General features: G+C 71.9%; 20 protein-coding genes. 6 read left to right on the forward strand and 14 right to left on the reverse strand.

Translation table 11 applies throughout. The annotated features are described in order from the left end of the window. Window positions 1–104: 104 nt before the first annotated feature. Window positions 105–866 carry an SDR family oxidoreductase gene (locus ACFXJ5_RS24625; protein WP_384634889.1) on the reverse strand — a complete coding sequence of 254 codons (762 nt, stop codon included), beginning with the start codon at window positions 864–866 and terminating at the stop codon, window positions 105–107. Window positions 867–1,014: 148 nt separating this feature from the next. Between ACFXJ5_RS24625 and ACFXJ5_RS24630 the strand changes: the two genes are divergently transcribed. Beyond that, entirely contained in the window at window positions 1,015–2,280 is a 1,266-nt protein-coding gene (locus ACFXJ5_RS24630) for a serine-threonine protein kinase (RefSeq protein WP_384634891.1), read from the forward strand. Window positions 2,281–2,436: 156 nt separating this feature from the next. On the opposite strand, the gene ACFXJ5_RS24635 is transcribed toward ACFXJ5_RS24630, so the two are convergent. After that, entirely contained in the window at window positions 2,437–5,178 is a 2,742-nt protein-coding gene (locus ACFXJ5_RS24635; RefSeq protein WP_384634893.1) for a penicillin acylase family protein, read from the reverse strand. 188 nt (window positions 5,179–5,366) lie between these two features. Between ACFXJ5_RS24635 and ACFXJ5_RS24640 the strand changes: the two genes are divergently transcribed. Beyond that, on the forward strand, window positions 5,367–5,969 hold the full coding sequence (locus ACFXJ5_RS24640; RefSeq protein ID WP_384634896.1) for a hypothetical protein: 603 nt from the start codon (window positions 5,367–5,369) through the stop codon (window positions 5,967–5,969). 44 nt (window positions 5,970–6,013) lie between these two features. Here ACFXJ5_RS24640 and ACFXJ5_RS24645 read toward each other — a convergent pair whose 3' ends face one another. Next, window positions 6,014–6,670, reverse strand: coding sequence for a TetR/AcrR family transcriptional regulator (locus tag ACFXJ5_RS24645; protein WP_384634899.1), 657 nt, complete (start codon window positions 6,668–6,670; stop codon window positions 6,014–6,016). A gap of 67 nt (window positions 6,671–6,737) precedes the next feature. Between ACFXJ5_RS24645 and ACFXJ5_RS24650 the strand changes: the two genes are divergently transcribed. Both ACFXJ5_RS24650 and ACFXJ5_RS24655 read left to right on the forward strand, forming a co-directional pair. Further along, window positions 6,738–7,889 (forward strand): acyl-CoA dehydrogenase family protein, encoded by a 1,152-nt coding sequence (locus tag ACFXJ5_RS24650; protein ID WP_384634902.1) that lies wholly within the window; start codon window positions 6,738–6,740, stop codon window positions 7,887–7,889. Between the two features lie 52 nt (window positions 7,890–7,941). After that, entirely contained in the window at window positions 7,942–8,562 is a 621-nt protein-coding gene (locus tag ACFXJ5_RS24655) for a TetR/AcrR family transcriptional regulator (protein WP_384634905.1), read from the forward strand. 3 nt (window positions 8,563–8,565) lie between these two features. Here the strand turns inward: ACFXJ5_RS24655 and ACFXJ5_RS24660 are convergent, their stop codons facing one another. Then, window positions 8,566–9,027: a MaoC family dehydratase gene (locus ACFXJ5_RS24660; RefSeq protein WP_127360680.1), complete on the reverse strand. Its 462-nt coding sequence runs from the start codon at window positions 9,025–9,027 to the stop codon at window positions 8,566–8,568. 63 nt (window positions 9,028–9,090) lie between these two features. Here ACFXJ5_RS24660 and soxR point away from each other — a divergent pair, with 63 nt between their 5' ends. Then, a complete protein-coding gene (gene soxR, locus ACFXJ5_RS24665) occupies window positions 9,091–9,576 on the forward strand; it encodes a redox-sensitive transcriptional activator SoxR (protein ID WP_384634907.1) in 486 nt (161 codons plus the stop codon). A gap of 122 nt (window positions 9,577–9,698) precedes the next feature. On the opposite strand, the gene ACFXJ5_RS24670 is transcribed toward soxR, so the two are convergent. The 6 genes from ACFXJ5_RS24670 to ACFXJ5_RS24695 form a co-directional block, all read right to left on the reverse strand. Further along, entirely contained in the window at window positions 9,699–11,132 is a 1,434-nt protein-coding gene (locus ACFXJ5_RS24670) for an amidase (protein ID WP_384634910.1), read from the reverse strand. Between the two features lie 151 nt (window positions 11,133–11,283). Then, the gene (locus tag ACFXJ5_RS24675) at window positions 11,284–13,167 is read right to left on the reverse strand and encodes a hypothetical protein (RefSeq protein ID WP_384634913.1); all 1,884 of its coding nucleotides are present in this window, start codon (window positions 13,165–13,167) and stop codon (window positions 11,284–11,286) included. Window positions 13,168–13,326: 159 nt separating this feature from the next. Further along, window positions 13,327–14,409, reverse strand: a complete 1,083-nt coding sequence (locus ACFXJ5_RS24680; protein WP_384634916.1) for a Zn-dependent alcohol dehydrogenase — start codon at window positions 14,407–14,409, stop codon at window positions 13,327–13,329. 35 nt (window positions 14,410–14,444) lie between these two features. Next, the gene (locus ACFXJ5_RS24685; RefSeq protein ID WP_384634919.1) at window positions 14,445–15,839 is read right to left on the reverse strand and encodes an aldehyde dehydrogenase family protein; all 1,395 of its coding nucleotides are present in this window, start codon (window positions 15,837–15,839) and stop codon (window positions 14,445–14,447) included. Window positions 15,840–16,026: 187 nt separating this feature from the next. Next, complete coding sequence (locus ACFXJ5_RS24690; RefSeq protein ID WP_384634922.1) at window positions 16,027–18,279, reverse strand: molybdopterin oxidoreductase family protein; 2,253 nt, start codon at window positions 18,277–18,279, stop codon at window positions 16,027–16,029. A 64-nt stretch (window positions 18,280–18,343) separates the two neighbouring features. After that, complete coding sequence (locus tag ACFXJ5_RS24695) at window positions 18,344–18,985, reverse strand: TetR/AcrR family transcriptional regulator (RefSeq protein WP_384634925.1); 642 nt, start codon at window positions 18,983–18,985, stop codon at window positions 18,344–18,346. Window positions 18,986–19,131: 146 nt separating this feature from the next. On the opposite strand from ACFXJ5_RS24695, the gene hmgA reads away from it, so the two are divergent. Beyond that, a complete protein-coding gene (gene hmgA, locus ACFXJ5_RS24700) occupies window positions 19,132–20,430 on the forward strand; it encodes a homogentisate 1,2-dioxygenase (RefSeq protein WP_384634928.1) in 1,299 nt (432 codons plus the stop codon). 255 nt (window positions 20,431–20,685) lie between these two features. Here hmgA and ACFXJ5_RS24705 read toward each other — a convergent pair whose 3' ends face one another. The 4 genes from ACFXJ5_RS24705 to ACFXJ5_RS24720 form a co-directional block, all read right to left on the reverse strand. Continuing rightward, on the reverse strand, window positions 20,686–22,194 hold the full coding sequence (locus ACFXJ5_RS24705; protein WP_384634930.1) for a serine/threonine-protein kinase: 1,509 nt from the start codon (window positions 22,192–22,194) through the stop codon (window positions 20,686–20,688). Between the two features lie 77 nt (window positions 22,195–22,271). Beyond that, window positions 22,272–23,789 carry a HoxN/HupN/NixA family nickel/cobalt transporter gene (locus tag ACFXJ5_RS24710; RefSeq protein WP_384635222.1) on the reverse strand — a complete coding sequence of 506 codons (1,518 nt, stop codon included), beginning with the start codon at window positions 23,787–23,789 and terminating at the stop codon, window positions 22,272–22,274. A 53-nt stretch (window positions 23,790–23,842) separates the two neighbouring features. Further along, window positions 23,843–25,219: a tetratricopeptide repeat protein gene (locus tag ACFXJ5_RS24715; RefSeq protein WP_384634933.1), complete on the reverse strand. Its 1,377-nt coding sequence runs from the start codon at window positions 25,217–25,219 to the stop codon at window positions 23,843–23,845. Window positions 25,220–25,408: 189 nt separating this feature from the next. Then, window positions 25,409–26,965: a DUF4331 domain-containing protein gene (locus ACFXJ5_RS24720; protein WP_384634936.1), complete on the reverse strand. Its 1,557-nt coding sequence runs from the start codon at window positions 26,963–26,965 to the stop codon at window positions 25,409–25,411. Window positions 26,966–26,978: the final 13 nt, after the last annotated feature.

A 26,978-nucleotide genomic window follows, 5' to 3' on the forward strand; every position in this document is an offset into this window, starting at 1 on the left:
CGTCGTTGACTGACGACAACGCCGCGAGCTCCCCCAGCCCTGGGGGCTGGGAGGTGCCCCCAGTGCCAGGGCACGCGACGCCGCGGAGATCCACAGGACAGGCCCTAGCTACCCTCCAGCTGCCGCTGCACGCGGTTCATGCCGCCGATCCAGCGGTCGGTGTCGGTGGCGCGGGCGACGTAGTAGTCGGCGGCCTCGGGGTGCGGGAGGATCAGGAAGCGCTCGTCGGCGATGCCCCGCATGACCGCCTCGGCGACATCCTCCGGCTCGATGGCGGTGGGGGCCAGGACGAGTTCGCCGGCCTCACCGGCCCCGCGCAGCATGTCGGTGCGTACGCCCTGCGGGCAGACGGCGTGGACGTGGATGCCGCGGTGCTTGTAGGTGACCGCGAGCCATTCGGCGAAGGCGAGGGCGGCGTGCTTGGTCACCGAGTACGGGGCGTCGCCCGGCATGGTGAGCAGCCCGGCCGCGGAGACGGTGGCGATGAAGCGGCCGCCGTCGCGCTCCAGCCACTCCGGCAGCAGCTCGCGGCTCGCGCGCACGTGGGCCATGACATTGACGTCCCAGACGTGGTTCCAGACGGCGTCCTCGGCCTCGACGCCGGCCATGCTGCCGACGCCCGCGTTGGCGCAGAAGATGTCGATGCCGCCGCCGAGCGCGGCCCGGGCCTCGGCCACGATGCCTGAGGCGTCACCGGGGACCGCGATCCCGCCGATCTCGTCCGCCACGGCCTTGGCGGCGCCCTCGTCGATGTCGTTGACGACGACGCGCGCGCCCTCACCGGCGAAACGGCGGGCGAGGGCGGCACCGATACCGCCTCCCGCTCCGGTGATGACCACCCGGGCGTCTCGCAACGCTGCCACCATCGTGTCCACTCCTTCGTGTCCCGCGTCTCGGTCTTCCGACATACTAAGCGGTTGGTCAGAACGGCGGAAGGGGCGCTCGCCGGTCCGCCGGAAAATACGCATGCGCGGCCTATGGCCGTAACCATGCCCCGTTGGGATGATGCGCCCCATGACGGGCATCAGCGTGAGGCCTTACTGGGAGCTGACCTTCGATGCCGACGGGGACGTCGACACCGCTCAGCGCGACAGCCTGGTGGCGGGGCTCGGGACGGAGAAGACCACCGACCTCGTCGTCTTCTCGCACGGCTGGAACAGCGACCGCTCCGGCGCAACCCGGCTCTACTCGCACTTCTTCAAGCCCTTCCCCGGGCTGCTGCGGGGTGGCACGCCCGGCGTCAGAGTGGGTTACGTGGGCGTGCTGTGGCCGTCCATGCGCTTCTCGGACGAGCCGATCCCCGACTTCGGGCCCGCGGCCGTGGCGGCGGGCGTCGTCCCATCGACGCTGGACCAGGCGACGCAGGCGGCCCTGGCCGAGGTCTTCCCGGGCCGGGAGGCCGTCGTACGGGAGCTGGCCGATCTGCTGGAGGAACGGCCTGACGAGGACGCCCGCTTCGCGGACTACGCCGAGCTGGTGCGGCGGCTCACCGGGATCGACGCGCGCGCCGCTGACGCGCCCGCGATGCTCGTGGACGACTCGGTGGCGGTGTGCGAGGTGTTCGCCGCCGCGCTGGAGGAGACGGCGGCCCCGGCCCCCGGCCTTCTCGACGATCTGCGCAAGCGGCTCTGGAACGGCGCGCACGAACTGCTGCGCCAGGCCACGTACTTCGCCATGAAGCGCCGCGCCGGCACCGTCGGCGCGAACGGCCTCGGCCCCGCGCTCGGCGTGCTCGCCGCCGCCCACCCCGGCATCCGCATCCACCTGGTCGGGCACAGCTTCGGGGGCCGTCTCGTCTCCTACGCCCTGCTCGGGCTGCCGGAGGGCGTGCGGAACGTGAAGTCGGTGACGCTGCTGCAGGGGGCCTTCTCGCACTACGCCTTCGCCGGACAACTGCCGTTCGACCGCGCGCACGGCGGCGCTCTGCACGACGCGCAAGGGCGGGTCGACGGGCCCGTGGTGTCCTGCTACTCCAGCCACGACAGCGCGCTCGGGACCATGTATCCACTCGCCTCGAAGCTCGCCGGTGACTCCCGCAGCATCTTCGAACTCGGCGACCGTTGGGGGGCCATGGGGCACGACGGCATCCAGGCCGTCGAGCCCTGCGAGCGGTTGCTGCTGGCCGAGGCGCTGCGCGGGGCGTTTCCGGGGAGCGGGTGCGTGAGCGTCGACGCGTCGGAGGTCGTACGGAGCGGGGGGCCGCCGTCCGGTGCCCACAGCGACATCTGCCACGACGAGCTGGCCCGGGTCGTGCTCCGGGCGGGACGCCTGCTGGGCTGACGCCGGGGGCGCCGCCCGGGAGCTGGTTCCCCCACCCCGCCCCTTCCCGAAACCAGGGGCGCTGCCCCTGGACCCCGACACAACTGCCGGGTTGTGCCCACCCTCCCCCAGTCTTCGGCTGGGGGAGGGTGGGCGGGGACAACCCGGCGGAGCCGGTCAGCGGTGGGAGGGGAATTCGACGACTTGCTGGTAGGTGGGGCGGTTCTGCCAGGTGATCTTGCTGTGCTTGATGCCGCCCAGCGCGCGCTGGTTGATGGAGTCGGCACACCACTGGTCACCGGCGGAGCAGAAGTCATCGCCGGGGTAGACCTGGGCGGCGGTCTTGGCGACGGCGGTCTTCAGGCTGGTGAGCAGGACGTCGCGGCAGGCGGACACGGTTCCGCCGCCGCAGTAGCTGTTCGCCAGACCGCCGTTGACGGTTTCACCGAGGACGGAGCGGATGTCCTTGTCGACATAGCTCCACCAGCCGTACTGGAAGGAGCTGCCGGCGTGCGAGCCGGTGGGCCCGTGTCCGGCCGAGGGGGCTTCGTCGACGGAGAGGTTGGCCGTCATCGCCTCGTACAGGTCGCTGCCGAGGCCGGGTTCGAACTCGGCCTGGACGAGCAGTGGCCACCAGGCGTCGAGGATCTGGATCGCGGTGGCGTTGGCGTACGTATGGGAGCCGGACGAGGTCTCCTTGCGTTTGCCGCCTGCTGTGACCCAGTCGGAGAGCTGGGTGACGGCGGTGGCGAGGGTGGAGTCGGTGACGGTCTGGGTCTTGATGACCTTGAGCAGTTCGGGCAGGACGTCCTCGGCCCGTAGATCGGTCAGGGCCGCGTCCTCCATGGCCTGGACGAGCTTGACGCGGGTGACGCCGCCGGCCTTGACGAGGGCCTTGACCCGGTCCTCGAGGAGGTCGCCGCGGTGTACGGAGCCGTCGCCCCAGCTCGCGTTGGTGTAGTCCTTGGCCAGTTTGTTGTTCCAGGAGATGTAGTAGTCCTGGTCGACGGAGTTCGGATGGGCGGAGGCCGGGGTGTAGTCGGGGGTGTTCGTCGTCGGGTTCCAGTTCTGCCAGTCGTACGCGGACTGCGCCCAGACCGGGAACTCGGTGTCGACGCCGGTGGCGCGTACCGGGTTGTTGCCACTGTTGTAGTAGGCCGTGTGGGTGGAGTCGGCGTAGAACCAGTTGAAGGTGTAGTCGATGTGCGAGGCGGCGGCCTGGAAGGTGGCCGGACTCGTCACGTAGTCGGGGTCGTTGAGCATCTGGAAGCCGATGACCGAGTCGGCCTCGTGCATGTAGGAGGTGCGCAGGGTCGTGTACGCGACCTTCTTGCCGCCCACGGTCGCCCGGTACTCCACGGGACCGTACTTGGTCTTGTAGACCTGCATTCGGTACGAGCCGGCGGCGGTGCCGTCGGCGACGGTGGGGACCCAGGAGTTGGTCTGCTCGATCTTGTCCATGGCGGTGCAGGTGCCGTGGAAGAGGTAGTGGTAGTCGTCCTGGCACAGCTCCACGGCGTACGAGTCCACGACGTCCTGGCCCGAGGTAGTGGCGCTCCAGGCGTAGTCCTGGCCGCGGCCCAGCTCGACGTACATGCTCAGACCCGCGAAGGAGGCGCCGCGGGCGCTGATGCCCGGGCCCTCGATCTCCTGGAGCAGGAGCAGCTGTGGCGCGAAATAGCCGGTTTGCGGGCCGAAGACGGCGACCGGGTGGCCGCTGGCGGTGTACTTGCCGCTGACGACGAGGGCGTTGGACATGCCGCGTCTGGCCGAGGTGAGGGTGGTGGCCGCCGCCGTTGCGGAGGCGGTGCTCGCCGAGGCGGTGGCGGCGCTGCCGGTGCGGTCGTAGACGAGCGGCTCCTCGGTCACCGAGCCGGAGTCGGGCAGGGCCTCGCCGGCGGCGGTGGCGGGCTTGGTGGCGTACGGGAAGCTCTCGCCGTTGTGGACCGTGAGGGTGGCCTCGGGGTCGTTGCGCTCGCGGAAGGACTCCCAGACCTTGGTGCCCTCGGTGGTGCCGTACTGCTCCTGGGCGGCAAGGAGGGAGAGCGCGTTGTTCACCTCGCCACCGCCGCCGGTGCCGAAGAGCACGCCGATGACGGAGGCGAGGGCGACCAGGTCGGTGAGCTTGAAGTGGTCGATGGTCCCCGCGTTGGTGACGGAGTCCTTGTGGCCGGTCAGGACGTACTCACCGGGGAAGTAACGGCCGCTGTCGGAAGCGTCGATATAAGCGTTGATGCCCGCGATGTAGGCGGTGGCGTCGGCCAGGGCCTGGGTGCCGCGCGTGCCGTTGTTGTTGGCGATGTAGTCGATCTGGGACTGGAGTTCCGCTTCGCTGTAGGGGGCGCTGCGCCAGAACTCCTGCTCAAGGCCCTGGTTGGACGCCGCACCGCCCGCGAAGGGGGTCAGCTGGCCGCGTCCGACGTGCCGGAAGACGTCCATGAGCCACAGGCGGTCCTCGGCGGCGGCGTAACCGGCTCCGTACTCCGTGCCGTAGCGGGTGGTGCCGGTGATGTGCGGTATGCCGGCCTTCGTGTCGCGGACGATCGTGACGTCGGTGCGGCCCCCGGGGGACTCGGTGGACGCGACCTGGCCGGACGCGACCCCGAGGGACCCGTCGTTGAAGAAGCTGTTGATCGTCGAGGTGGTCAGGGACTGATAGCCCGAGGCCAGGTTGCTGTACGGGGCGAGCTGGTCCTCGGCGTGGTCGGGCTGGGTGCCGAACACCTGGTTGAGGAGGACCTGGGCGAACGTGGCGTTGCCGTTCTCTCCGGGCGGCAGGATGTCGGAGCACTGCGACTGGCAGTAGTCGGTGACCGTGGCGGCGTGGGCCTGCTGCGGTAACGGGGAGACGAGGGCCGCGCCGAGAGCGATGATCGCGGCGCCTGTGATGGTTCTGAGCTTGCCGATACGAAGACGCATAGCTGCTCCTCCCGAAGGCCAATGCGGCTGACGTTACCGACGGTATGACCGCTCGGTAAGGTGAACATGCGTCACGTTTTCGCGACGGGCGCAAGATCATGGTGAGTTCGGTCCGGGGATGGATCCGTATCGCGGTTCGTTACGTCCATTCCACAGCGATGCGGTACCGATGACGGAGGTGGCGTGCCATGGCCAAATTCCGAAGTCTCGCGAGACAGGTGCGCGATCCACGGCGCACCCCCACCCAGCGGCGCACCTACCTGCGCCGATGCCTCGAACGATTCGCCCCCTACGGCCACCGGGCCACCTGGGACCACCTCTGCACCCGGGCCGGCTTCTGCCCCCAGGACCGTGAACCCGACCCCGCGCTTCTTGTCGCCGCCCTCGATGAGTTGGAGGAGGCCCGCGCGGTCTGGCTCGCCTACGAAGCCGACTTCGCCGCCCGCCGCAAGGAGGAGAAGTTCTACGGCATGCGGCAGCCCGGCGCCCTCGACGACTGGCACCGCCACACCTGGGGCGGCAACGGCGTCGCCTGGTGCGACGATCCCGCCATCCACCCCTCCGACCGGCTCGCGGACGTCCTGCGCCGCATTATCGCCGCGATCCGGACCGCCCCCGGCGCCACGTGCCCCGTCTGCGCCGACTCCCACATCCGCTGGCGCCACGACCTCGCCCACGAACCCGCCTCCGGCCCGGTCTGCGCGGGCTGCGGCATCGTGGTCCCGGTCCCCGTCCTCACCGAGCGGGCCCTGGCGGAAGCCCACAACTCCGGGCAGTTCGCTCTGCGTTGACCGCGCTCGCAAACACCGTCGCCGTCGCCTCGTCGGCGCTCGCCTCAGGCGGGAGGCCCGCCCTCGACTCCGGCCAGGGCGGCGAACTGCACGGCGAGGCCGTCGACCAGCGCGCGGAGGCCGGTGTCGAAGGCGCCCTCGTCCACGGATTGCTGCCGCTCGGCCAGAAGATGGGCTTGGCCGAGGTGGGGGTAGTCGGCCGGGTCGTAGGCGGTGGCGTCGTCGACGAAGCCACGGGCGAAGGAGCCGAGGGCGGACCCGGTGACGAAGTAGCGCATCAGGGCGCCGATGCGGGTGGCGTGGGCCGGGGGCCAGCCGGCGTCGACCATGCCGCCGAAGACGGCGTCGGCCATGCGGAGGCCGGCGGGGCGGCGGCCGGGGCCCTGGGCGAGGAACGGGACGATGTTGGGGTGGGCGGCGAGGGCCGCTCGGTAGGAGCGGGCCCAGGCGGTGAGGGCGTCGCGCCAGTCCCGGTCGCCGGCGAACATCGACAGGTCGACCTGCGACACGACGGTGTCGGCGACGGCGTCGAGGATCTCGTCCTTGGTACGGAAGTGGTTGTAGAGGGAGGGGCCGCTGACCCCGAGCTCGGCGGCGAGCCGGCGGGTGGAGACCGCTTGCGGCCCCTCTTCGTCGGCGAGGGCAAGGGCTGTGGAGACGATGCGCTCGCGGCTCAGCAGGGGCTTGCGGGGGCGGGCCATGCGGCTCATAGTAGAGGCTGCCAAGCAGAAACTAGCAGTGCTAATTTACGAAGGGCGTGATCCCCCCATGGACCTCGCGCTGTCCGAGGAACAGGCCGCGGTCCGCCGGCTCGCCGCCGACTTCACCGACCGCGAGGTCGTCCCGCACGCCACGGAGTGGGACCGCGCCGAGAGCGTGGACCGCGGGATCGTGAAGAAGCTGGGCGCGCTGGGCTTCCTGGGGCTGACCATCGCCGAGGAGTACGGCGGCTCGGGCGGCGACCACCTCGCGTACTGCCTGGTCACCGAGGAGCTGGGGCGCGGCGACTCCTCCGTGCGCGGCATCGTCTCCGTATCCCTGGGGCTGGTCGCCAAGTCGATAGCCGCCTGGGGCAGCGAGGAGCAGAAGCGCGCGTGGCTCCCGGTGCTGACCTCCGGCGAGGCGGTCGGCTGCTTCGGCCTGACCGAGCCCGGCACCGGCTCGGACGCCGGGAATCTCACGACCCGCGCGGTGCGCGACGGCGGCGACTACCTGATCAACGGCACCAAGATGTTCATCACCAACGGCACCTGGGCCGATGTCGTACTCCTCTTCGCCCGCACCAACGACACCCCGGGCCACAAGGGCGTCAGCGCCTTCCTGGTCCCCACCGACTCCCCCGGCCTCACCCGCCGCGAGATCCACGGCAAGCTGGGCCTGCGCGGCCAGGCCACGGCCGAGCTGGTGCTGGCGGACGTACGCGTCCCGGCCTCGGCGATGATCGCACCGGAGGGCAAGGGCTTCTCGGTCGCCATGTCGGCACTGGCCAAGGGCCGCATGTCGGTGGCGGCCGGCTGCGTCGGCATCGCGCAGGCCTGCCTGGACGCGGCCGTACGGTACGCGGGCGAGCGCGAGCAGTTCGGCAAGCCGATCGCCGCGCACCAGCTCGTACAGGAGCTGATCGCCGACATCGCGGTCGACGTGGACGCGGCCCGGCTGCTGACCTGGCGGGTGGCGGACCTGATCGACCGGGGTCAGCCCTTCGCGACGGAGTCGTCGGTGGCCAAGCTGTACGCGAGCGAGGCGGCGGTGCGCAGCGCCAACAACGCGCTGCAGGTCTTCGGCGGCTATGGATATATCGATGAATACCCAGTCGGGAAGCTGCTGCGCGACGCCCGCGTCATGACGCTGTACGAGGGCACCAGCCAGATCCAGAAGCTGCTGATCGGGCGGTCGGTGACCGGGGTTTCCGCGTTCTGACCGACCGGCTGGTATCTAAGCGCTTGCTCAGTGTCGTTGTAGGGTGTCCGCCATGAGCGCCGAGGCGGAGCAGACCGCGACCACGACATGGACCGGCATCACCCCTGACGCCGCCAGGCGGCTGGTGCTCGCCGCGGTCGAGGCCTTCGCCGAGCGCGGCTACCACGCCACCACCACCCGCGACATCGCGAGCCGGGCCGGGATGAGCCCGGCCGCGCTCTACATCCACTACAAGACCAAGGAAGAGCTGCTCTACCAGATCAGCGGCGTCGGCCACCGGCTCTCCCTCGGCCTGCTCCAGGACGCCGCCAACACCGGCGGCACCCCCGCCGAGCGGCTGGCGGCGGCCGTGCGGTCCTTCGTCCGCTGGCACGCGGAGCACCACACCACCGGCCGGGTGGTGCAGTACGAGCTGGACGCGCTCAGCACCGAGCACTACGCGGAGATCGTGGGGCTGCGCCGGCAGAGCGAGGCCGTCATCCGGTCGGTCATCCAGGACGGCGTGAAGAGCGGGGAATTCGACGTGCCGGACGTCTCCGGCACGACGCTGGCCGTGCTGTCGCTCTGTATCGACGTGGCACGCTGGTTCAATCCGGACGGCCGCCGGACGCCGGACGAGATCGGCGAGCTGTACGCCGACCTCGTCCTGCGCATGGTGCTGGCGCAGCGGTAGCACTCAGAGGTAGAAGCGGGCGACGGTCTCCGCAACGCAGACCGGCTTGTCGCCGCCCTCGCGCTCGATGGTGACGACGGTGACCAGCTGGATGCCACCCGGTACGTCGGTCAGCTCGGCGATCCGCGAGGAAGCGCGCAGCCGCGACCCGACCGGCACGGGGGACGGGAAGCGGACCTTGTTCACGCCGTAGTTGACGCCCATCTTCACGCCCTCGACCTTGAGCAGGCCGGCGGTGAACTGCGGGATCAGCGACAGCGTCAGATAGCCGTGCGCGATCGTCGTGCCGAAGGGCCCCTGCGCGGCCTTCTCCGGGTCGACGTGGATCCACTGGTGGTCCCCGGTCGCCTCAGCGAACAGGTCGATCCGCTTCTGGTCGACCTCCAGCCAGTCCGTCGTACCGAGTTCCTCGCCGACTGCGGCCCGCAGCTCGTCCGGCGAAGCGAAGGTCCTGCCCTGCGACATGTCGTACCTCCCGTAGGTGTCTAAGCGCTTGCTCAGCATAGCCGCCTCGGTAGAGTCCAGAAGATGTCGTCCATCCCGATCGCACACCGGCTGCTGACCGTCGGCATGCTCAGCGAGCGCAGCGGCGCCGCCGTCTCCGCCCTGCACTTCTACGAGGCCAAAGGCCTCATCACCAGCACCCGCACCACCGGCAACCAGCGCCGCTACACCCGCGACACCCTCCGCCGCATCGCCTTCATCCGGGCCGCCCAACGCGTCGGCATGCCCCTCGCCACCATCCGCGAAGCCCTCGACGGCCTCCCCGACGGCCGCACCCCCACCCCCCAGGACTGGGCCCGCCTCTCCGAGGACTGGCGAGCCCAGCTCGACGCCCGCATCACCGAACTCACCCAGCTCCGCGACAACCTCGACGACTGCATCGGCTGCGGCTGCCTCTCCCTCCAACGCTGCAAGTTGTCCAACCCCGACGACCGTTTGGGAGCCCAGGGCCCCGGAGCACGGCGGCTGCTCGTCTCACCGGAATGCTCGCAGGAGCGGTCACCACAGTGACGGCCTGCAGCCGGCCCAGGTGCGGCGCCCCCGGCACGACGGACGGAGTCCGGCGCAGCCGCCCGAAGCAAGCGAAGCGCCCGCGAGGGCGGCATCAAAAATAGGACTGCTCGCAGGAGCGGTCACCACAGTGACGGCTTGCGGCCGGCCCAGGGGCGGGCGGCCTCGAGCTGGGCGGAGAGGGAGATGAGGGTGGCCTCGTCGCCGTAGCGGGCGCCGAACATGGTGCCGATGGGGAGGCCGGCCTCGGTCCAGTGGAGGGGGACGTTGACGGAGGGCTGGCCGGTGGCGTTGAAGATGGGGGTGAAGGGGGTGAAGGCGGCGAGGCCGGCGAACTCGGCGGCGGGGTCGTCGTCGTTGCGCAGGGCGCCGAGGAGTGCGGGGGGCTGGGCGAGGGTGGGGGTGAGGATCACGTCGTACGAGGAGTGCAGCGCGGCGGCGATCAGCTCGCCGAGCGCCCGGAAGGCGTAGAGGGATTCGGCGAATTCCGGCCCGGACACCTTGGCGCCCTCGGCGCGCAGATGGCGGGTGAGGGGGATGAGCAGGTCCTGCTGCTCGGGCGCGATGGGGTAGGAGGTGGACATCACGCTCCAGACCCGGGTGAAGGCGGTGAGCAGGGCGTCGTCGACGGGGAGCTCGATCTCGTCGACGACGTGGCCCAGCTCGCGCAGCAGCTCCACCGTCCCGTCGTACGCAGCCCGGACGTCCGCGTGCAGTTCCACACCCGGCACCGGTGGCTGCGGGAGCCCGACCACCCGCAGCGCGGCCGGTTCGCGGGCGGCGTACGAGGCGAAGGTCTCCCCCGGCGGGAGCGAGGGAGCGGCGTAGGGGGCGCCCGGGACCGTACCGGACATGACGTCGAGCAGGGTGGCGGCGTCGGCGACGGTGCGGGCGAGGGGGCCGCTGGTGCTGAGGCCGGTGACGTCGTGGGTGACGGGACCGGGGCTGACCCGGCCGCGGCTCGGCTTGATGCCGAACAGGCCGCAGACGGAGGCCGGGATGCGGATGGAGCCGCCGCCGTCGCTGGCGTGGGCGATGGGCGCGAGGCCGGACGAGACGGCCGCCGCCGCGCCGCCGCTGGAGCCGCCCGCCGAGCGGTCGAGGTCCCAGGGGGTGCGGGCGGGCGGGGCGAGGCGGTTCTCGGTGTAGCAGGGGAGCCCGAACTCGGGGGTGTTGGTCTTGCCGAGCAGGATGGTGCCGGCCTCGCGGAGCTTGACGACGACGTGGTCGTCGGAGTCCGGCACGTGGTCGGCGTAGGCGGCCGAGCCGAGGGTGGTACGTACGCCCGCCGTGAAGTTGAGGTCCTTCACCGGGACGGGCACGCCGTGCAGCGGCGAGAGCTCCCGCCCTTCGCGGCGGGCGGCGAGGACTTCCGCCTCGGCGTCGGCGGCCTGCTTGCGGGCGATCGCGGCGGTGACGGTGATGAACGCACCGACGGTCTCGTTGAGCCGGTCGATGCGGCTCAGGTAGTGCTCGGTCAGCTCGGTCGGTGAGACCGTCCCCTTCCGGATCGCCTCCGCCTGCTCCACAGCCGTCAGATCGTGCAGCTCCGCCATGCGTCTACCCGTCCCGTCCTGATTCCTGACCGCTTCGTCGCCCAGATCCTCGCACTACTGAGCGGTAACGGCCAGAGCGCGCGAAGGGGCCCGTGCCACAGCGTTGTGGCACGGGCCCCGGCTCGTTGGCGGGCGCTGGTCGCGCGCGCGGCTACTTCACCGACAGGACGATCGCGCCACTGTACGTGCTGCCCGCCGTGATGGCCGTGGCGGTGCCGTCGACCGTCAGGGACACCTTACGGCCGCGCGGAGCGGTGACGGCGGCGGCGGAGTCGATGACCAGCTTGGTGAGGTAGGAGGTGCCGGTCACGGTCCACTCGGAGCCACTCCCGAGGGTGACGATCACGCCGTTGTTGATGGCGGCCTTCGGGGTGTTGGTGACCTCGCCGAGCAGCTTGTAGTCGGCCGAGGTGATGGTGCTCTGGGAGTGGACGGCCGAGGAGGCGGTGATCACGCCGTTGACGGTGGAGTTGTCGAAGGTGAGGACCAGGTTCTTGCCGTTCCTGATGGCGTTGTAGAAGTCGCCGTTGAGGGCGATGTCGGTGAAGGTGGCCTTCGCGTCGGCGGTGTTGACGGCGGTGACGTCGAAGCTGCTGTCCTTCGCCGGGTCGCCGGTGGGCTCGGTGTAGACGCCCGCGTTCAGCAGCACGCCGTCGACCATCACCGGTCCCGGGTCGTCGTCGGCCATGACCTGGAAGAGGATGCCGTTCCCCGGGTTGAGCTTCGCGCCCTTGGAGCCGTCGACGGTGACCGTGACCTGCTGGCCCTTGTCGAGGAAGGTGGCGTTCTCGGTGTTGACGACGGTGCCGCCGCTGATGTCCACGGAGCCGGCGCCGTGCCACATGAAGCCCCAGCGCTTCGAGTTGATGACCGTCGGTCGGGGGGTGATGGCGGCCAGCTCCCCGGCGCTCAGCCCGAGTTCGAGGTCCTCGTTGAGCTGCGCGACGGTGTCGCGGTCGCTGTCGGCGTAGTAGACGGCGCCGCCGCGGTTGATCAGCGCGTACGTGCCCACGTCGAGCCGCGAGCCGAGGAACCGCTCGGTGGCGTTGCCGATGGCGTACGAGGCGTAGCCGTCCTCACCGGTGTTGCCGGCGTGGCAGTTGATGGCAGTGAGCTGGCCGTTGGAGCCGTTGTCGACCGAGAGGGCGCCCCATCCCTCGGAGAAGATGGACGAGTTGATGTAGGTCGCCTTGGTCTCGGTGCCGAGCAGGTTGGTGGCGCGGTTGTTGCCCGAGATGCCGAGCATCCAGGGCGCGTCCTCCATGTAGGGCGTGTTGACCGTCGACTGGTAGTCGGACGGCAGGGTCCCGTTCTTGGTCCGGATCGTGGAGTTCTTGACGATGACGTTGCTGCCGCCGTCGGCGATGACGGCGGTGCGGACCGCGCCCTTGTTGTTGATGTCGGCGCCGTCCACGACCAGCGTGGTGCCGCCGGTGCCGACGATGCTCGCGCCGTAACCGATGAAGTCGGAACGGCCGTTGCCGGTGAAGGCGATCGTCGGGTGGTCCAGCGTGTAGGAACCCCCGTCGGCGTACAGGCCGTTGAAGGCCTCTCCGGTGGAGGTGAGCCGGATGTTCTTGGCGTACGTGTCGGTCAGCCGGCCGCCGACGACGGCCGCGAGGACGGACTTCGCCTTGTCCACGCCGTCCGCGTTGACGTAGAGGGCCTGGCGGAAGGGGAAGACCAGGGTGTACGTGATGTCGTTGGACTCGGCCACGGTGAGGACGATGTCCCCCCGGTACGTGCCTGCCGCGATCGTCGGGGTCGTGCCACCGGTCTCGGTGATCACCCCACCCGTTTCGACCCCGTTGACGGTCAGTGACAGGCGGTATCCGTCGGGGGCGGTGATGGTGCCGCCCTCCTCGATCACGAGGATGTTCGCCCGGGTGGTCGCGGAGATCTCCTTGGTCTCCCCCGCCGCCACCGTGATCTTCCTGACCGTCGTCGCGCCGGCGGTGGTGACCGGCGACCACAGCATGGTGGCGCCGGTCGCGGCCCCCGCAACGAGAACCGAACGTCGCGTTATAAGCGTCATGTCATGCCTCACCCTGGTTGGGGGCATCTTTGCCCCTGTTGAGCAGCCATCTGAGCGAACATGAGTGAAGCAGTCGGTGACGACGGTCAAAAGGCGTAGACGGAGATGCACAGATTCTGCGTCGGCATGACAGAGATCGGCCTCAGCCATACCCGCCGGTCAGAAGATGACCAGGGCCCGGCCGCCGCGCCCGGCGAGCATCGCCTCGAAGGCGCCGGGGATGCCGTCGAGGCCGATACGCTCGGTGACCATCGCCGACAGGTCGAGGCGGCCCGCGCGGACGTGCTCGGCCAGGACCGGGAGGTCCTTCGCCGGGTCGCTGTTGCCGTAGACGCAGCCCGAGAGCGTACGGCCGAAGTAGAAGAGTTCCAGGGCGGAGAAGGTGACCTGCTGGTCCTTGCCGCCGATGCCGACGACGGTGGTGCGGCCGCCGCGCCGGGTGGCGGACCAGGCCGTACGGATGGTGTCGGCGCGGCCGACGCACTCGATGGCCACGTCCGTCCCGTAGCCGCCGGTGAGCTTGCGGATCTGCTTGGCGGTGTCGTCGGAGGCGGTGATGAACTCGGTGGCGCCGGCCGCGCGGGCCAACTCCTCCTTGGCCGGGGAGACATCGACGGCGACGATGGTGCCGGCGCCGGCGATCCGGGCGGACTGCAGCACCGACAGGCCCACCCCGCCCACCCCGAAGACGGCGACGGACTCGCCGGGGCGCACGGCGGCGGAGTGGTGGACGGCGCCGTATCCGGTCAGGACGGCGCAGCCGAGGAGGGCGGCCTCGGTGAGCGGGACGCCGTCGGGGAGCGGGAGGACGGCGTGGGCGGAGACGACGGTCTCCTCGGCGAAGGCGGCGGTGCCCAGGCCGGGGTAGAGCTCGCTGCCGTCGGCGGTGAGGCGGGCGTAGGGGGCGGTGGCGGCGGCGCCCGCGTTGGCGCACAGCCAGGGCTCGGCGAGGCCGCAGAAGTGGCAGTCGCCGCAGGAGGGCGCCCAGTTGAGGACCACACGGTCGCCGGGCGCCACCGCCGTCACGCCCTCGCCGACCGCGGTGACCGTGCCGGCGCCCTCGTGGCCGAGGACGGCGGGCACGGGCTGCTTCAGGGTGCCGTTGGACAGCGACAGGTCGGAGTGGCACACCCCCGCTGCGGCCAGGCGGACCTTGACCTGGCCGGGGCCGGGCTCGGGGACGTCGATGTCCGCGATGGTCAGCGGGGCTTTGACGGCGGGCAGTACGGCGGCGCGGGTCACGGTGGCTCTCCTGCGGGTTGCGGTCAGAACTGCGGTCAGAACTGCAGCGACTTGGTGTGCAGGTACTCGGCCAGGCCGTGCGCGCCCAGTTCGCGCCCGAAGCCGGACTGCTTGTAGCCGCCGAAGGGGGCGAGCGGGTTGAAGCGGCCGCCGTTGATGTCGACCTGCCCGGTGTCCATCCGGCGGGCGAAGGCCACGGCCTCGTCCTGGTCGCCGGCCCACACGGCGCCGGCCAGGCCGTAGACGGTGCCGTTGGCGATGCGGAGGGCGTCGGCCTCGTCCTCGTAGCGGAGGATGGACAGCACCGGGCCGAAGATCTCCTCCTGGGCGAGGGTCATGTCCGGGGTGACGTCGGCGAAGACGGTGGCGGCGACGTAGTAGCCCTTGTCGAGCGGTGCCTCGGGTCCGCCCGCGACCAGGCGCGCGCCCTCCTTGACGCCCTGCTCGATGTAGCCGCGTACGCGGGCCTGTTGCTTGGCGTTGACCAGCGGGCCGATGCGGCCGCCGGGAACGTACTTGGCCGCGGCGGCGGTGGCGAGGGCCACGGCCTCGTCGTACTGGTCGCGGTGGACCAGCATGCGGGTCCAGGCGCTGCAGGTCTGGCCCGAGTTGGACATGACGTTCGCGACGCCGACATTGACCGCGCGGGCCAGGTCCGCGCTGGGCAGGATGACGTTGGCCGACTTGCCGCCCAGTTCGAGGGCGACGCGTTTGACGGCCGCGCCGGCGGTCGCGGCGATCCGGCGGCCGACGGCGGTCGAGCCGGTGAAGGAGACCAGGTCCACGTCCGCGTGCTCGGCCAGCGCCTGTCCCGCGACCGGCCCGAGGCCCGTGACGAGGTTGAACGTCCCCGCCGGGAAGCCCGCCTCGTCGATCGCCTCCGCGAAGAGCTGCGCCACGAGCGGGGTGTCCTCGGCGGGCTTGAGAACCACCGTGCAGCCTGCGGCCAGGGCTGGGGCGACCTTCGCGACGATCTGGTGCAGGGGGTAGTTCCAGGGCGTGATCGCGCCGACCACCCCGACGGGTTCGTGGTGGACGGTCGAGTTGCCCACCTTCTCCTCGAAGGCGTGCGTGGCGAGGATCGTGGCGTACGAGCCCGCCACCGCGATCGGGACGTCCGCGTGGACCGCCTGGCTGAACGGAAGCGGCGACCCCAGCTCCGCCGTGACCGTCTCCGCGATCTCCTCCCGCCGTGCGGCGAGCGCGTCCCGCAGCGCGGTGAGCCGCGCCGCACGTTCGGCGGGCGCCGTCGCCGCCCACCCGGGAAACGCGGCCCTGGCCCCGCGCACGGCGGCGTCGACATCCGCCTCCGTCCCGGCCGGCACAGAGGCGATCACCTGCTCGTCGGCGGGGTTCACCACGGCGATCGTGTCCGTGCCGGCGGCGAGCCGCCACGCGCCGTCGATGTACATGGCGTCGTGAGCCTTCACGTCGTGTCCTCCCGGGTACGTGCGCTGCGCATGCACCCTCAAACTAGCACCGATAGTTTTAGCGGGCGAGGGCCTGCTCGGCGTCCGGCGCAGGGCAAGGCCTACGCCTACCCTTCGCATCACTTGACCAAATCATCCAGGGCGTCGGCGTGGTGGCGCACCACTCCCAGGATGCCGGGGAGGCGGGTCAGAGTCGTGAGGTCGCGGTGACCTGGACCGGGAAGCCGTTGAGGACGGCCGTGCCCGACAGGGGATCGAGCAGCGAGCCGTCCAGGAGCTGGTTGACGTTGACGCCGGGGCGGAGGGAGGCGGTGGTGAGGTGGGCGCCGGCGCGGTCGTGACCCCAGCCGTGGGGCAGGGAGACGACACCGGGGCGGAGGGAGTCGGTGATTTCGACCGGGACCTCGAGTTCACCGCCGGGGCCCTTGATGCGGGCGGGGTCGGCGTCGGTGAGGCCGAGGCGGGCGGCGTCGTCGGGGTGGATCTGGAGGGTGCAGCGGTTGGTGCCGCCGGTGAGCGCCGGGACGTTGTGCATCCAGCTGTTGTTGGAGCGCAGGTGGCGGCGGCCGATGAGGACGAACCCGTCCGCGCTGCGGTCGAGGGAGCGCCGCAGCCGGGGCACGTCGGCCACGATCGGCCCGGGCGCCAGCTCGACCTTGCCGGAGGCCGTACGCAGGACCTCGGGGATGCGCGGCTTCAGGGCGCCGAGGTCGATGCCGTGGGGGTGCTCGCGCAGCCGCTCCAGCGTCAGGCTGTGACGGCCGGTGCCGGTGTCGGTGCCGAAGGCGTCGCCGTACGGGCCGAGGCGCAGCATCATGTCGATGCGCCGCTCGTAGCCGGTGCCGCCGGTGAGGAGCGCGGTCAGTTCGGCGACCTCGCGGCCGGCGACCGGGGAGTGCGGGTCGGCGGTCTCCTTGGCCAGCGTCGCGGCGATGACCTGCTCGTCCACCACCGACGGGTCGGCGTCGGGTCCGGCACCGTAGAGGATCGTGACGAGGCGGGCGAGGATCTCGGCCTCGCCGGGGCGGCCGTCGGCGAGCGGGACGGCGGGCGGGGAGAAGCGGGCGTTGTCGCGTACGGAGAAGTTGGTGAACGCGAAGTCGAAGTGGGCGCTCTGCGAGGGCGGCGGCGGGGGCAGGACCACGTCGGCGTGCCGTGAGGTCTCGTTGAGGTACGGGTCGACGCTGACCATGAAGTCGAGGTCGTCGTCGAGCGCGCGGGACAGCCGCTCGCCGTCCGGCGCGGACAGCACCGGGTTCCCGGCGACGGTGATCAGGGCGCGGACCCGCCCGGCGCCCGGGGTGTCGATCTCCTCGGCGAGGGCGGCGGCCGGCAGCTCGGAGACGGTCTCGGGGTGGCCTGCGACCCGGCTGCGCCAGCGGCCCGTGACGAAGCCGCGGCCGGGCTTGGCCGGCCGGGGAGCGCGGGCGGTGGGCGAGAGCGGGAACATGACGCCGCCGGCCCGGTCCAGATTGCCGGTGAGGGCGTTGATGACGTCGATCAGCCAGCTGCTCAGGGTGCCGAATTCGACGGTCGTGCTGCCTATCCGGCCGTACACCGCGGCCGAGGGCGCGGCGGCGATCTCCCGGGCGAGGGCGCGGATTTCTTCGGCGGGTACGCCGCAGTGCGCGGCGACCGCCTCGGGGGTGAAGTCGGCGGCGAGAGCCCGTACGTCGTCCACGCCCGTGATGTGGTCGGCCAGCCCGCCGAGGTCGACCAGGCCCTCGTCGAACAGCACCTGGACGAGGGCGAAGAGCAGCGCCGCGTCCGTGCCGGGCCGGGGGGCGAGGTGGCGGTCGGCCAGGTCGGCGGTGCGGGTGCGCTTGGGGTCGATGACGGTGAGCCGGCCGCCGCGCTTGCGCAGCGCCCTGAGCTTGCCGGGGAAGTCGGCGGCGGTGGCCAGACTCCCGTTGGAGACCATGGGGTTGGCACCGATGACGACCAGGTGGTCGGTGCGGTCCAGGTCGGGGACGGGGATCGCGAAGGCGTGGCCGAAGAGATAGCCGCAGGCGACCTGCTTGGGCATCTGGTCGAGGGTGCTGGCCGCGTAGATGTTGCGGGTGCCCAGCGCCCGGATGATCAGCGGCGGGTAGAGGCCGCCGGCGACGGTGTGGACGTTCGGGTTGCCGAGGTAGACCGCGACCGACTCACCGCCGTGTTCGCGGATCACCGTGCCGAGGCCGGCCGCCACGGCTTCGTACGCCTCCTGCCAGCTCGCCTCGACCAGCTTGCCGCCGCGCCGCACGAGCGGGCGGCTCAGCCGGTCCGGATCGGAGTCGAGCTCGCCGAAGGTGGCGCCCTTCGGGCAGATGAATCCCGCGCTGAAGACGTCCTCGCGGTCACCGCGCGCCTGGGTGACCCTGCCCCCCTCGTCGATGGTGAGCGTGAGACCGCAGGTGGCCTCGCACAGTGGGCAGACACGCAGGGCGGTGCGGCTCATCGGCCCTCCCGGGGGTGACGCTTCCAGCAATCGGGACCCACCATACCGACCGGTAGGGATGCTGTCAGCCGTCAGCTGTTCCCGCTTCGGTCCCCGCTCCGTCCAGTGTCCGGGCGAGGTAGGCGTGCAGCAGGGCCTTGGTCTCGGCGACGACCAGCGGGTCACCGGCAGGGTCCGTACGGAACGCGAGCTGGAGCAGCGCGTCAGCGGCCTCGACGCCGACCGTGAACACCAGCGCGAGCCCCCGGTCGCCGGGGTCCAGGCCCAGGTGGACGGCGAGCAGGGCCCGGAGTCGGTCGGCGACCCGGTTGTTCGCGGCGCCGCGGGCGTCGGGGACGGGGATGCCGAAGTCGACGAGCGCGAAGCCGGGGACGGTGCGCTTCATGGCGAGGTACTCGTCGATCACGATGTCGATCGCGGACCGCCAGCCGGGGTCGGCAGCCGGCTTCGCGAGGCGGGCGGAGACCCGGATGACGTACTCGTCGAGATTGCGGCGGGCCAGGGCGTCGGCCATGGCCCGCTTGTTGGAGAAGAAGCGGTAGACGGAGCCGATCGGGACGCCCGCGCGGGCGGCGACCGTGCGGGTGCTCAGCTCCTCGTAACCGCCCTCGTCGAGCAGCGTGGCGGCGGCGTCGAGAATACGGCCCAGGCGCTCGGCGCTGCGTCGCTGGACAGGGGCGCGGCGGAGACCGGAGGCGGCGTGCACGGCCCCATCATGCCGTCCCGGGCACGGCCGGCTCCCCCGGTTCCCGGTTCCTGGATTCGCGCACGTCGGTATTGACGCCTCGCTCCGCTCATTCCCATGGTCGACCATAGGAACGGGACGGACCCCACGACCGGCGGGAGCGCGTGATGAGCGACGGCACCGACAGCAAGGACCTCGCGTACTCCCCCGGCTTCGGGAACGAGCACGTCAGCGAGGCCGTGCCGGGCGCCCTCCCGGTGGGCCGCAACTCCCCGCAGCGGGCCCCGCTCGGCCTGTACGCCGAGCAGCTCAGCGGCACCGGCTTCACCGAGGCCCGCCACCTCGGCCGCCGCACCTGGCTCTACCGCATCCGCCCCTCCGCCGCCCACCCGCCCTTCCGCCGCACCGCCAACGGGCGGCTGCGCAGCGCCCCCTTCCGCGACACCGAGCCCGACCCCAACCGGCTGCGCTGGGGCCCGCTCCCGCTGCCCGGCGGCGACACCGGCACCGACTTCGTCGACGGCCTGGTCACCGTCGGCGGCAACGGCGACGTGCTGCGCCGCGAGGGCATCGGCATCCACTGGTACGCCGCCAACCGCTCCATGGACGACCGGGTCTTCTCCTCCTCCGACGGCGAACTCCTGATCGTCCCCGAGCACGGCGCGCTCCTCCTCCGCACCGAACTGGGCCTCCTCGGCGTCGAGCCCGGCCACGTCGCCCTCGTCCCGCGCGGCCTCCGCTTCCGCGTCGAGCTGCGCCGGGCCGCCGACGGGGCGCGCGGCTACGTCTGCGAGAACTACGGACCGCCCTTCCGGCTGCCCGACCTCGGCCCCATCGGCGCCAACGGCCTCGCGAACGCCCGGGACTTCCTCGCCCCCGTCGCCGCGTACGAGGACCGCGACGAGCCGGTCGAGGTCATCACCAAGTTCGGCGGCAACCTGTGGGCGGCGACCTACGACCACTCCCCGCTGGACGTCGTCGCCTGGCACGGCACCCATGTCCCGTACGTCTACGACCTGCGCCGCTTCAACGTCCTCGGCACGGTCAGCTACGACCACCCCGACCCGTCCCTCTACACCGTGCTCGCGGCTCCCGACGTGGACTTCGTCGTCTTCGCCCCGCGCTGGCTGGTCGGCGAGGACACCTTCCGGCCGCCCTACTTCCACCGGAACGTGATGACCGAGTTCATGGGCCTCATCGAGGGTGCGTACGACGCGAAGGCGGAGGGCTTCGTCCCGGGCGGGGCCTCCCTCCACAACATGATGTCCGCGCACGGCCCGGACCGGGTGACCTTCGACAGGGCCAGCGGGGCGGAACTGCGGCCGCAGAAGGTCGATGACGGGCTGGCTTTCATGTTCGAGACGCGGTGGCCGGTCGTGCCGACCGCTTACGCGATGAGCGCGGCGCACCTCCAGCCCGGCTACGACGCCGTCTGGGACGGCCTCGAGCGCCACTTCACCGGCTGACGCCGCCGCTCCGGCACGAACCGGGGGCGCTGCCCCTGGACCCCGGACGTGCGTTGTCGGGTGCGGGTCCGTGGCCGGGTTGTGCCAGCCCTCCCCCAGACTCCGTCTGGGAGGTGCCCCCATCTCGCTTCGCTCGCCTCAGGCGGACGGCCTACCCACAACCCGGACGGGTGAATTCAGCCCGTCCGGCGTTTGAGGACACGCCCGGAGGGCGTTCGGGGCCGAGCCGTGCGAGGGACGCGGGACGAGAGGGGGTCAGGGCGTTGGCGAGGCCGACGGGCTGCTCGCGCTGGGGGACGGGGACTGGCAAGTGACCGTGAAGGAAACGTGGTTGGACTGCAGGGTCAGGGGCTGGTTGACGTCGACGGCGATCCAGTCCGTGGAGGGGTTGTAGTCGGCAGGGTGGGAGAGCTCGGTGTGGGTGACGGTGCGGGATGTGGGGTCGCCGGCGGCGAAGTGGGCGGTTTTCCAGGCGGGGTCGGAGCTCCCGCCGTTGTGGGTGCGCCAGCGGTAGGTGACGGTGGCGGGGGTGCGGCTGACGGTGATGACGGCGGAGAAGGAGGGGGCGGCCGCGTCGGGGGGCGGGCAGGGGCCGGCGTAGGTGTCGCGGGTGGCGGAGACGAGGACGGTGAGGTGGAGGGCGGCGGGGGGTGGGGTGGTGGGGGTTGGGGCGGACGTGGTGGGGCTCGTAGTGGTGGGGGCGCTGGAAGTGAGGCCGGCGGAGGTGGTGGCGCTGGGGCCGTTGGCGGAGGAGGCGCCGCCCGCGTTGTCGCCGAGGAGGGCCCAGGCGACGCCGGCGGCGGCGAGGGCCAGGGCGAGGATGCCGGCGGCCATGGCGACGACGGCCCGGCGGGGCGGCGGGCCGGCGGCGGCGTCCGTGGCGACGGTGGTGGCGGCAAGCGGCGCCGGGGGCGGGCTCGGCGGCAGGGCGACGGTCGGGGTGTAGGCCGCCCGGCCGGCAGCCACGGCGTCGAGGACGCGCTGGGCGTCGGGGCCGGTCAGCCGCTCGGCCGGGTCCTTGCGGAGCAGGCCCGCGATGACCGGCGCGAGGGGTCCGGCGTGGCGCGGCTCGGGCAGGGGTTCGTCGACGACGGCACGCAGGGTGCTGAGGGCGGTGTCGCGGCGGAAGGGCGAGCCGCCTTCCACGGCGACGTACAGCAGCACGCCGAGCGACCAGAGGTCGGACTCGGGGCCGGTGCGGCGGCCGAGGGCGCGCTCGGGGGCGAGGTATTCGGGCGAACCGACGACTTCACCGGTGCGGGTGAGGGCGGAGGTGCCCTCCATGATGGCGATGCCGAAGTCGGTGAGGACGATGCGGCCGTCGTTGCCGATGAGTACGTTGCCGGGTTTCACGTCGCGGTGCAGCACACCCCGTTCGTGGGCGACGCGCAGCGCGGCGAGCACGCGGCCGCCGATCTCGGCGGCGCGGCGCGGGGTGAGCGGGCCGTCCGCGTCGAGGATGTCGGAGAGGGAGAGGCCGCGGACGAGTTCCATGACGATCCAGGGGCTGCCCTCGGCCATCGCCACGTCGTAGACGGTGATCACGTTGGGGTGGTCGACGCGGGCTGCCGCGCGGCCCTCCGCTTCGAGCCGGGCGTAGAGCCGGCGGACTTCGTGGTCGTCGAGGCCGTCCGGGGCGCGTACCTCCTTGATGGCGACCTCGCGGCCCAGCACCTCGTCGCGGGCGCGCCACACCACGCCCATGCCGCCGCGGCCCAACTCGCCGAGCAGCCGGTAGCGTCCCGCCACCATCCGAGTCGTCATCAGGCGCCCCCCATCGCGTCGCCGCCCAGCATGACCGAACTTTCCCCCTCAACGGCCCTTTCAGTCACAAACCTCCCTCAACCCAGCGTCGCCGCCGCGCCCCTGAGTACGAGCCCGCAGCCCAGCGCGAAGACCACGGCCGCCGTCCCGACCGGCGCCACGCGGTGGGCGAGCGCAAGGAGCCGGCCACCGCGACGGACCTTGACCCGGCCGGCCAGCTTCCCGAGCCGCACGACGGCGAAGCCCGCCGCCGTCAGCGTCAGGGCCAGCCCCGCGCCGTACGCCAGCACCAGCAGGAACCCGAACCACGCCTTCCCCAGGGCCGCCGCGCCCACCAGCACCACGACGGCGGACGGGCTCGGGACCAGTCCCCCGGCGAAGCCGAGCAGGATCGTGCCCCGGAGGGTGGGCTTGGCCGGGTGGTCGTGGTCGTGGTGATGGTGAATGTCGTGACCGTGGTGGTGCGGCTCGGCAGCAGGCAACGCGGCGTGGCCGTGGGAGGCAGGCGCCGCCGAAGCCGTGACGAGCACGCGGTCGTGGTGATGGCTGTGCGCGTGGTCGTGGCCGTGGTCATGCCCGTGGTCGTGTGGGCGACCCCGCAGCCGCCACGCCCGCCGCAGCAGTGCAGCACCCGCAAAGACGACGAGCAGGCCGCTCGCGACTCCCAGCCAGCCGATGATCGAGGGCGCCGCCGCCGAGCCGGCCGTCACCAGCAGGCCCAGCCCGAAGACGCCCAGGGTGTGCGTGACGGTCACCGAGGCGCCCAGCGCGAACATGTCGCGCCGCGAACCGCGTCCGCCCGCCGCGGCGGCAGCGGCCATCAGGGTCTTGCCATGGCCGGGGGCCAGGGCGTGGAGTGCGCCGAGCAGAAGTGCGGTGCCGAGCGCGAGCGCGCCGAAGCCGGGGGTGAGGTCGTGGCGGGCCACCAGCCCGGTGAGGGCCTGGGTCCAGCGGTCCGCACCGCGCGGCAGTACGGAGGCGACGCCGCCCTGCGTATCGGTTGCGGGCGCGGCGGAGAGCGCCGGGCCGCCCGGCTTCGTACGCAGCGCCGCTGAGCGCTCGTTCGCCGGGGAGGAGAGGAGGTCCTTCGGGTAGGCCGTCAGGCGGTGGGACAGCGACTGCTCCGCGACGTCCGAGCCGGTGAGGGTCCGGCGGTCGCCCCGGGCGGTGATCTCCCGCCAGCCCGGTCCGGTGCCGATGTCCTGCGGGCGGTACGCGATCGTGGCCGCCGCCCCGCGCGGCAGTGCCGCCCCGAGCCGGCACTCGACCCGCAGCGTCGGCAGGCCCGCCTGGCCGGGGCGCAGGGAGGCCTTCGCCGAGCCGACGGTGACCTGTTCGCCCGTGCCGCCCACCGTCAGCCGGGCGCCGCGCGCGGCCGCCGCGCATCGGGCCGAGGCCCAGGCTGTCAACTCGCCCGGCGACAGGGCGTTGTCCTCGTTCGTGTCGATGACCGGCTTCGCCTGGGCGGCGGGGATCTCGGCCAGGTCCTCGACGTGGTCGACGGTCAGCCGTGAGGATCCGGCGACGAGCCCGTCGTACCGGTTGACGGTGAAGTTGCCCAGCGGGTGGGCCGAGGCGACCGCTGTCGGCAGCATCAGCAGTGCGGCGCCCGCCGCCAGTACGGCCCCGAACCGGGCCGCCCGGCGCCTCACTTCGCACCGCCCAGGGCGTGCAGGGCGGTGCGGGCCGTCTTCGAAGCGGTGGGCGAGAAGCCGGGGTTGAGCTTGAGGGCCGCGATGAGTGAGGTGCGGGCGGCGGACCGGTCGCCGAGGGCTCGTTCGATCATGCCGCGGTGGTAGAGGAAGAGGGCGTTGCGGTAGCCCGGCGCGGCGGCGTGCTTGGCGTAGGTGAGGGCTTCGCGGTCGTGGCCGTTGACGTGGAGGGCCCAGGCGAGGGCGTCGGCGGTGTGGACGCTGTGGCGGCGCTGCCATTCGGCACGGGCGGCGCGCAGGGCTTCGTCGCGGTCGCCGTGGTCGGCGGCGACCAGAGCGGTGTCGAGGTCGGTGGCGACGCCGTTGGCGCGAGCGAGGGCGATCCAGGTGCCGACGACGCCGTACTGCTGCTGGGCGCGCTTGCGGTCACCCTGGGCCTCGTACACCTCGCCCAGGGCGGCGAGTTGGGCGGGCAGCGGGTAGCGGCGGACGACCTCGGCCAGGTCGCGGGCGGCGTCGGCGAGTTGGCCGCGGGCGGCGTAGGTACGGCCGCGGCCGTCGAGTGCCGGGAGGTAGGAGGGGGAGACGCGGAGGGCTTCGGCGTAGTGCTTGAGGGCGGTGGTGTAGTCGCCCTGACTCCAGGCGAGTTGGCCGAGGGCGGTGGTGACGTAGGCGATGTCGCCCGGGGAGACGGCCGAGCCGAGGGCGTCGAGGAGGACGCGGCGGGCGCCCTTGGGGTCGCCGCGCAGTTCGAGGACGTACGCGTAGCGGGTGAAGATCGGGATTCCGGGGCGGATGGAGTCCGCGTGCCGGACGGCGCGGAAGGCGGCGTCGTAGCGGCCGAGTTCGACGAGGGCGTCGATGCGGACGGCCAGGGCGCGTTCGTTGTAGGCGTTGATGGTCAGCGCGCTCTCGGCGTTGCGGAGGGCGGCGGGGAAGTCGTGGCGGGCGGCGGCGAGGGCGGCCCGGCCGGCGAGGGCGGCGTCGTTGTCCTTGCGCTGGATCGTCATGGAACGGTCGAACGCCTCCTCGGCCTGGGGATATCTGGTCGGGTCACCGGTGGTGCGGGCCTGTTCCACATAGGCGGCGCCGAGCGTCGCCCAGCTCACCGCGTCCTTGGGCTGCGTCCGCAGATGGGTCTGCAGGGCCGCGATGCCGCTCGCCAGGTCGCCGTCCGCGATCCGCTCCAGCGGTGCGTCGGCGGCGGTCGTACGGGTGGCGGCCGCCGGCTGCCCACCGGTGCCGCCGATGACGATCGCCCCGGCGGTCAGCGCCGCCGCGAGCGCCACGACGACGCCCGCGGCGCCGAGCCTGCGCCGCCACGGCGGCCGGGGCTGCGCCGACGTGGTCACGGTTTCTGCCGATGCGGGCATCGCATGTGCCTTCCTGGGTGGGACGGACCGACGGGGTTCAGGCGGTTGCGGCTCGGCCGCCCCGGGGAACGGGGGGGCGGCCGAGCCGTGCCCGGCAGGCGGGTGCCGGGCGGGCGGGCGTGGCTCGGTGGGGGTCCCCCGGCCGAAGGCTGGGGGCGGGAGTGTCCGGGCCGCGCCAGGTGGTGGGGGTCAGCGACCGGCGTGCGCGCGACGGGGGCGCCGCATGCGCCACCACGCGAGGGCCGAGCCGATGAGCAGTACGCCGATGCCGCCGGAGACGGCGGACACGACCAGCGTGCGGTTGTCACCGGAGGGGACCAGGGCGCCGCCGTTGAGCAGGGTGCGGTCGGACTGGGTGGTGGCGTTCTTCGCCGTGGGGCCGTCGGAGCCGGACGCGGGCAGCCCGACGTACGGGAAGCTGTGCTGGAAGTCCACGTCATTGGCGTCGACCGCGTCGCCGAGGTCGTTCTTGCTGCCGACGAGTTCGCCCTCGACGACCTGTAGCGAGATGTCGATCACGTCGTCGGTGAGCCGCCGCCCGTTGGGGAAGCCGGCGTTGTCGCCGTCGAGCACGCCCAGGCGCTTGGGTGACTTGGCCGGTTTGATCGACGTGTTGAGCCGCAGCTCTTCCGAAGCGCGCACGTACGGCGGCTTGTTGAGCCCGTCGACGCCGGTCAGGAAGACCGAGACCAGGTCGTCGCGGGGCTCGGCCGGGGCCTTGATCTTGTAGATGCCCTCGATCAGCTTGGGCAGCTCCGGCTTGGTGACGTTGTCAAGGAACTGGGCGTCGTCATAGGGCGAGGACGCGTTGAACTTGTCCTTGTCCTTGAGCGGGTTGACGACCTCGTTGACCAGCGGGTTGCCGAGCCGGGAGACCTGCACGTAGTGGCCGCTGGAGTTGAGCCGCTGGGTGGTGGCCCAGATGCCGAGGATCGGCTGCTTCTTGGACTCGCGGATGTACGTGGAGGGGACCTGGATGGCGAGGGTGTTGACGTTGTAGCCCTTGAGGGTGTCGTTGCCGACCTCGGACAGGTCGCCGCCGTAGAGCAGGTCGAAGACCCGCAGGTCGGCGAAGAAGGAGTCGTCGGCCTGGCCGGCGAAGACGCTGGTGCCGCCGCCGATGCCCTTGACGGCCTGGTCGCGCAGCGTCGCGTAGTTCGGCATGGAGGCCTTGCCGACGTTGGACGGCGCGACGAGCACGTTGCGGGCGATCCGGGTCTTCTTCACCACCCGCGACTTGTGCACCTTCAGCAGGTCGACGTTGTACGTCTGGAAGAAGTTGAGGTCCGGGTCGTCGAGGCTGGTGACCTCGCCGGTGTTGTAGAGGAACGTGTCGCCGCTGCGGAAGTGGTCCTTGAAGGTCCAGCGGTAGACGTAGTCGCTCTGGGCGTCGCCGTCGTTGTCGATGTGGAGGTCGTACTGGGCGGCGTTGGAGAACTTGTAGAAGTTGGGGCCGCCGCCCGGCTCCTCGAAGGGGATGAAGTTGGCCACCAGGGTCGTCTTGTCCGCGTGGTCGGGACTGACGAAGGCGTACAGGTCCGTGTTGTCGAACTGCGGCTGGCCCGAGATCAGCGGGGCCTCGCGGTGGCTGGAGGCGACGGCGGTCCCGGGCCGGAGTGCGGCGACGCCGGCCGTGGCGAGTCCACCGGCGGCCAGCGCGGCCACGGTGAGCAGGGCGATCCTGCGGGTTCCCCCCGCCCGGATCCGGGCTTTGAGCCTGAGCCTGCTCCTGATGTCTGCGGTCATCGCGTCGGTCCTT

Source organism: Streptomyces sp. NPDC059373 (assembly GCF_042751495.1).
In the GTDB taxonomy this organism is placed as follows: Bacteria; Actinomycetota; Actinomycetes; order Streptomycetales; family Streptomycetaceae; genus Actinacidiphila.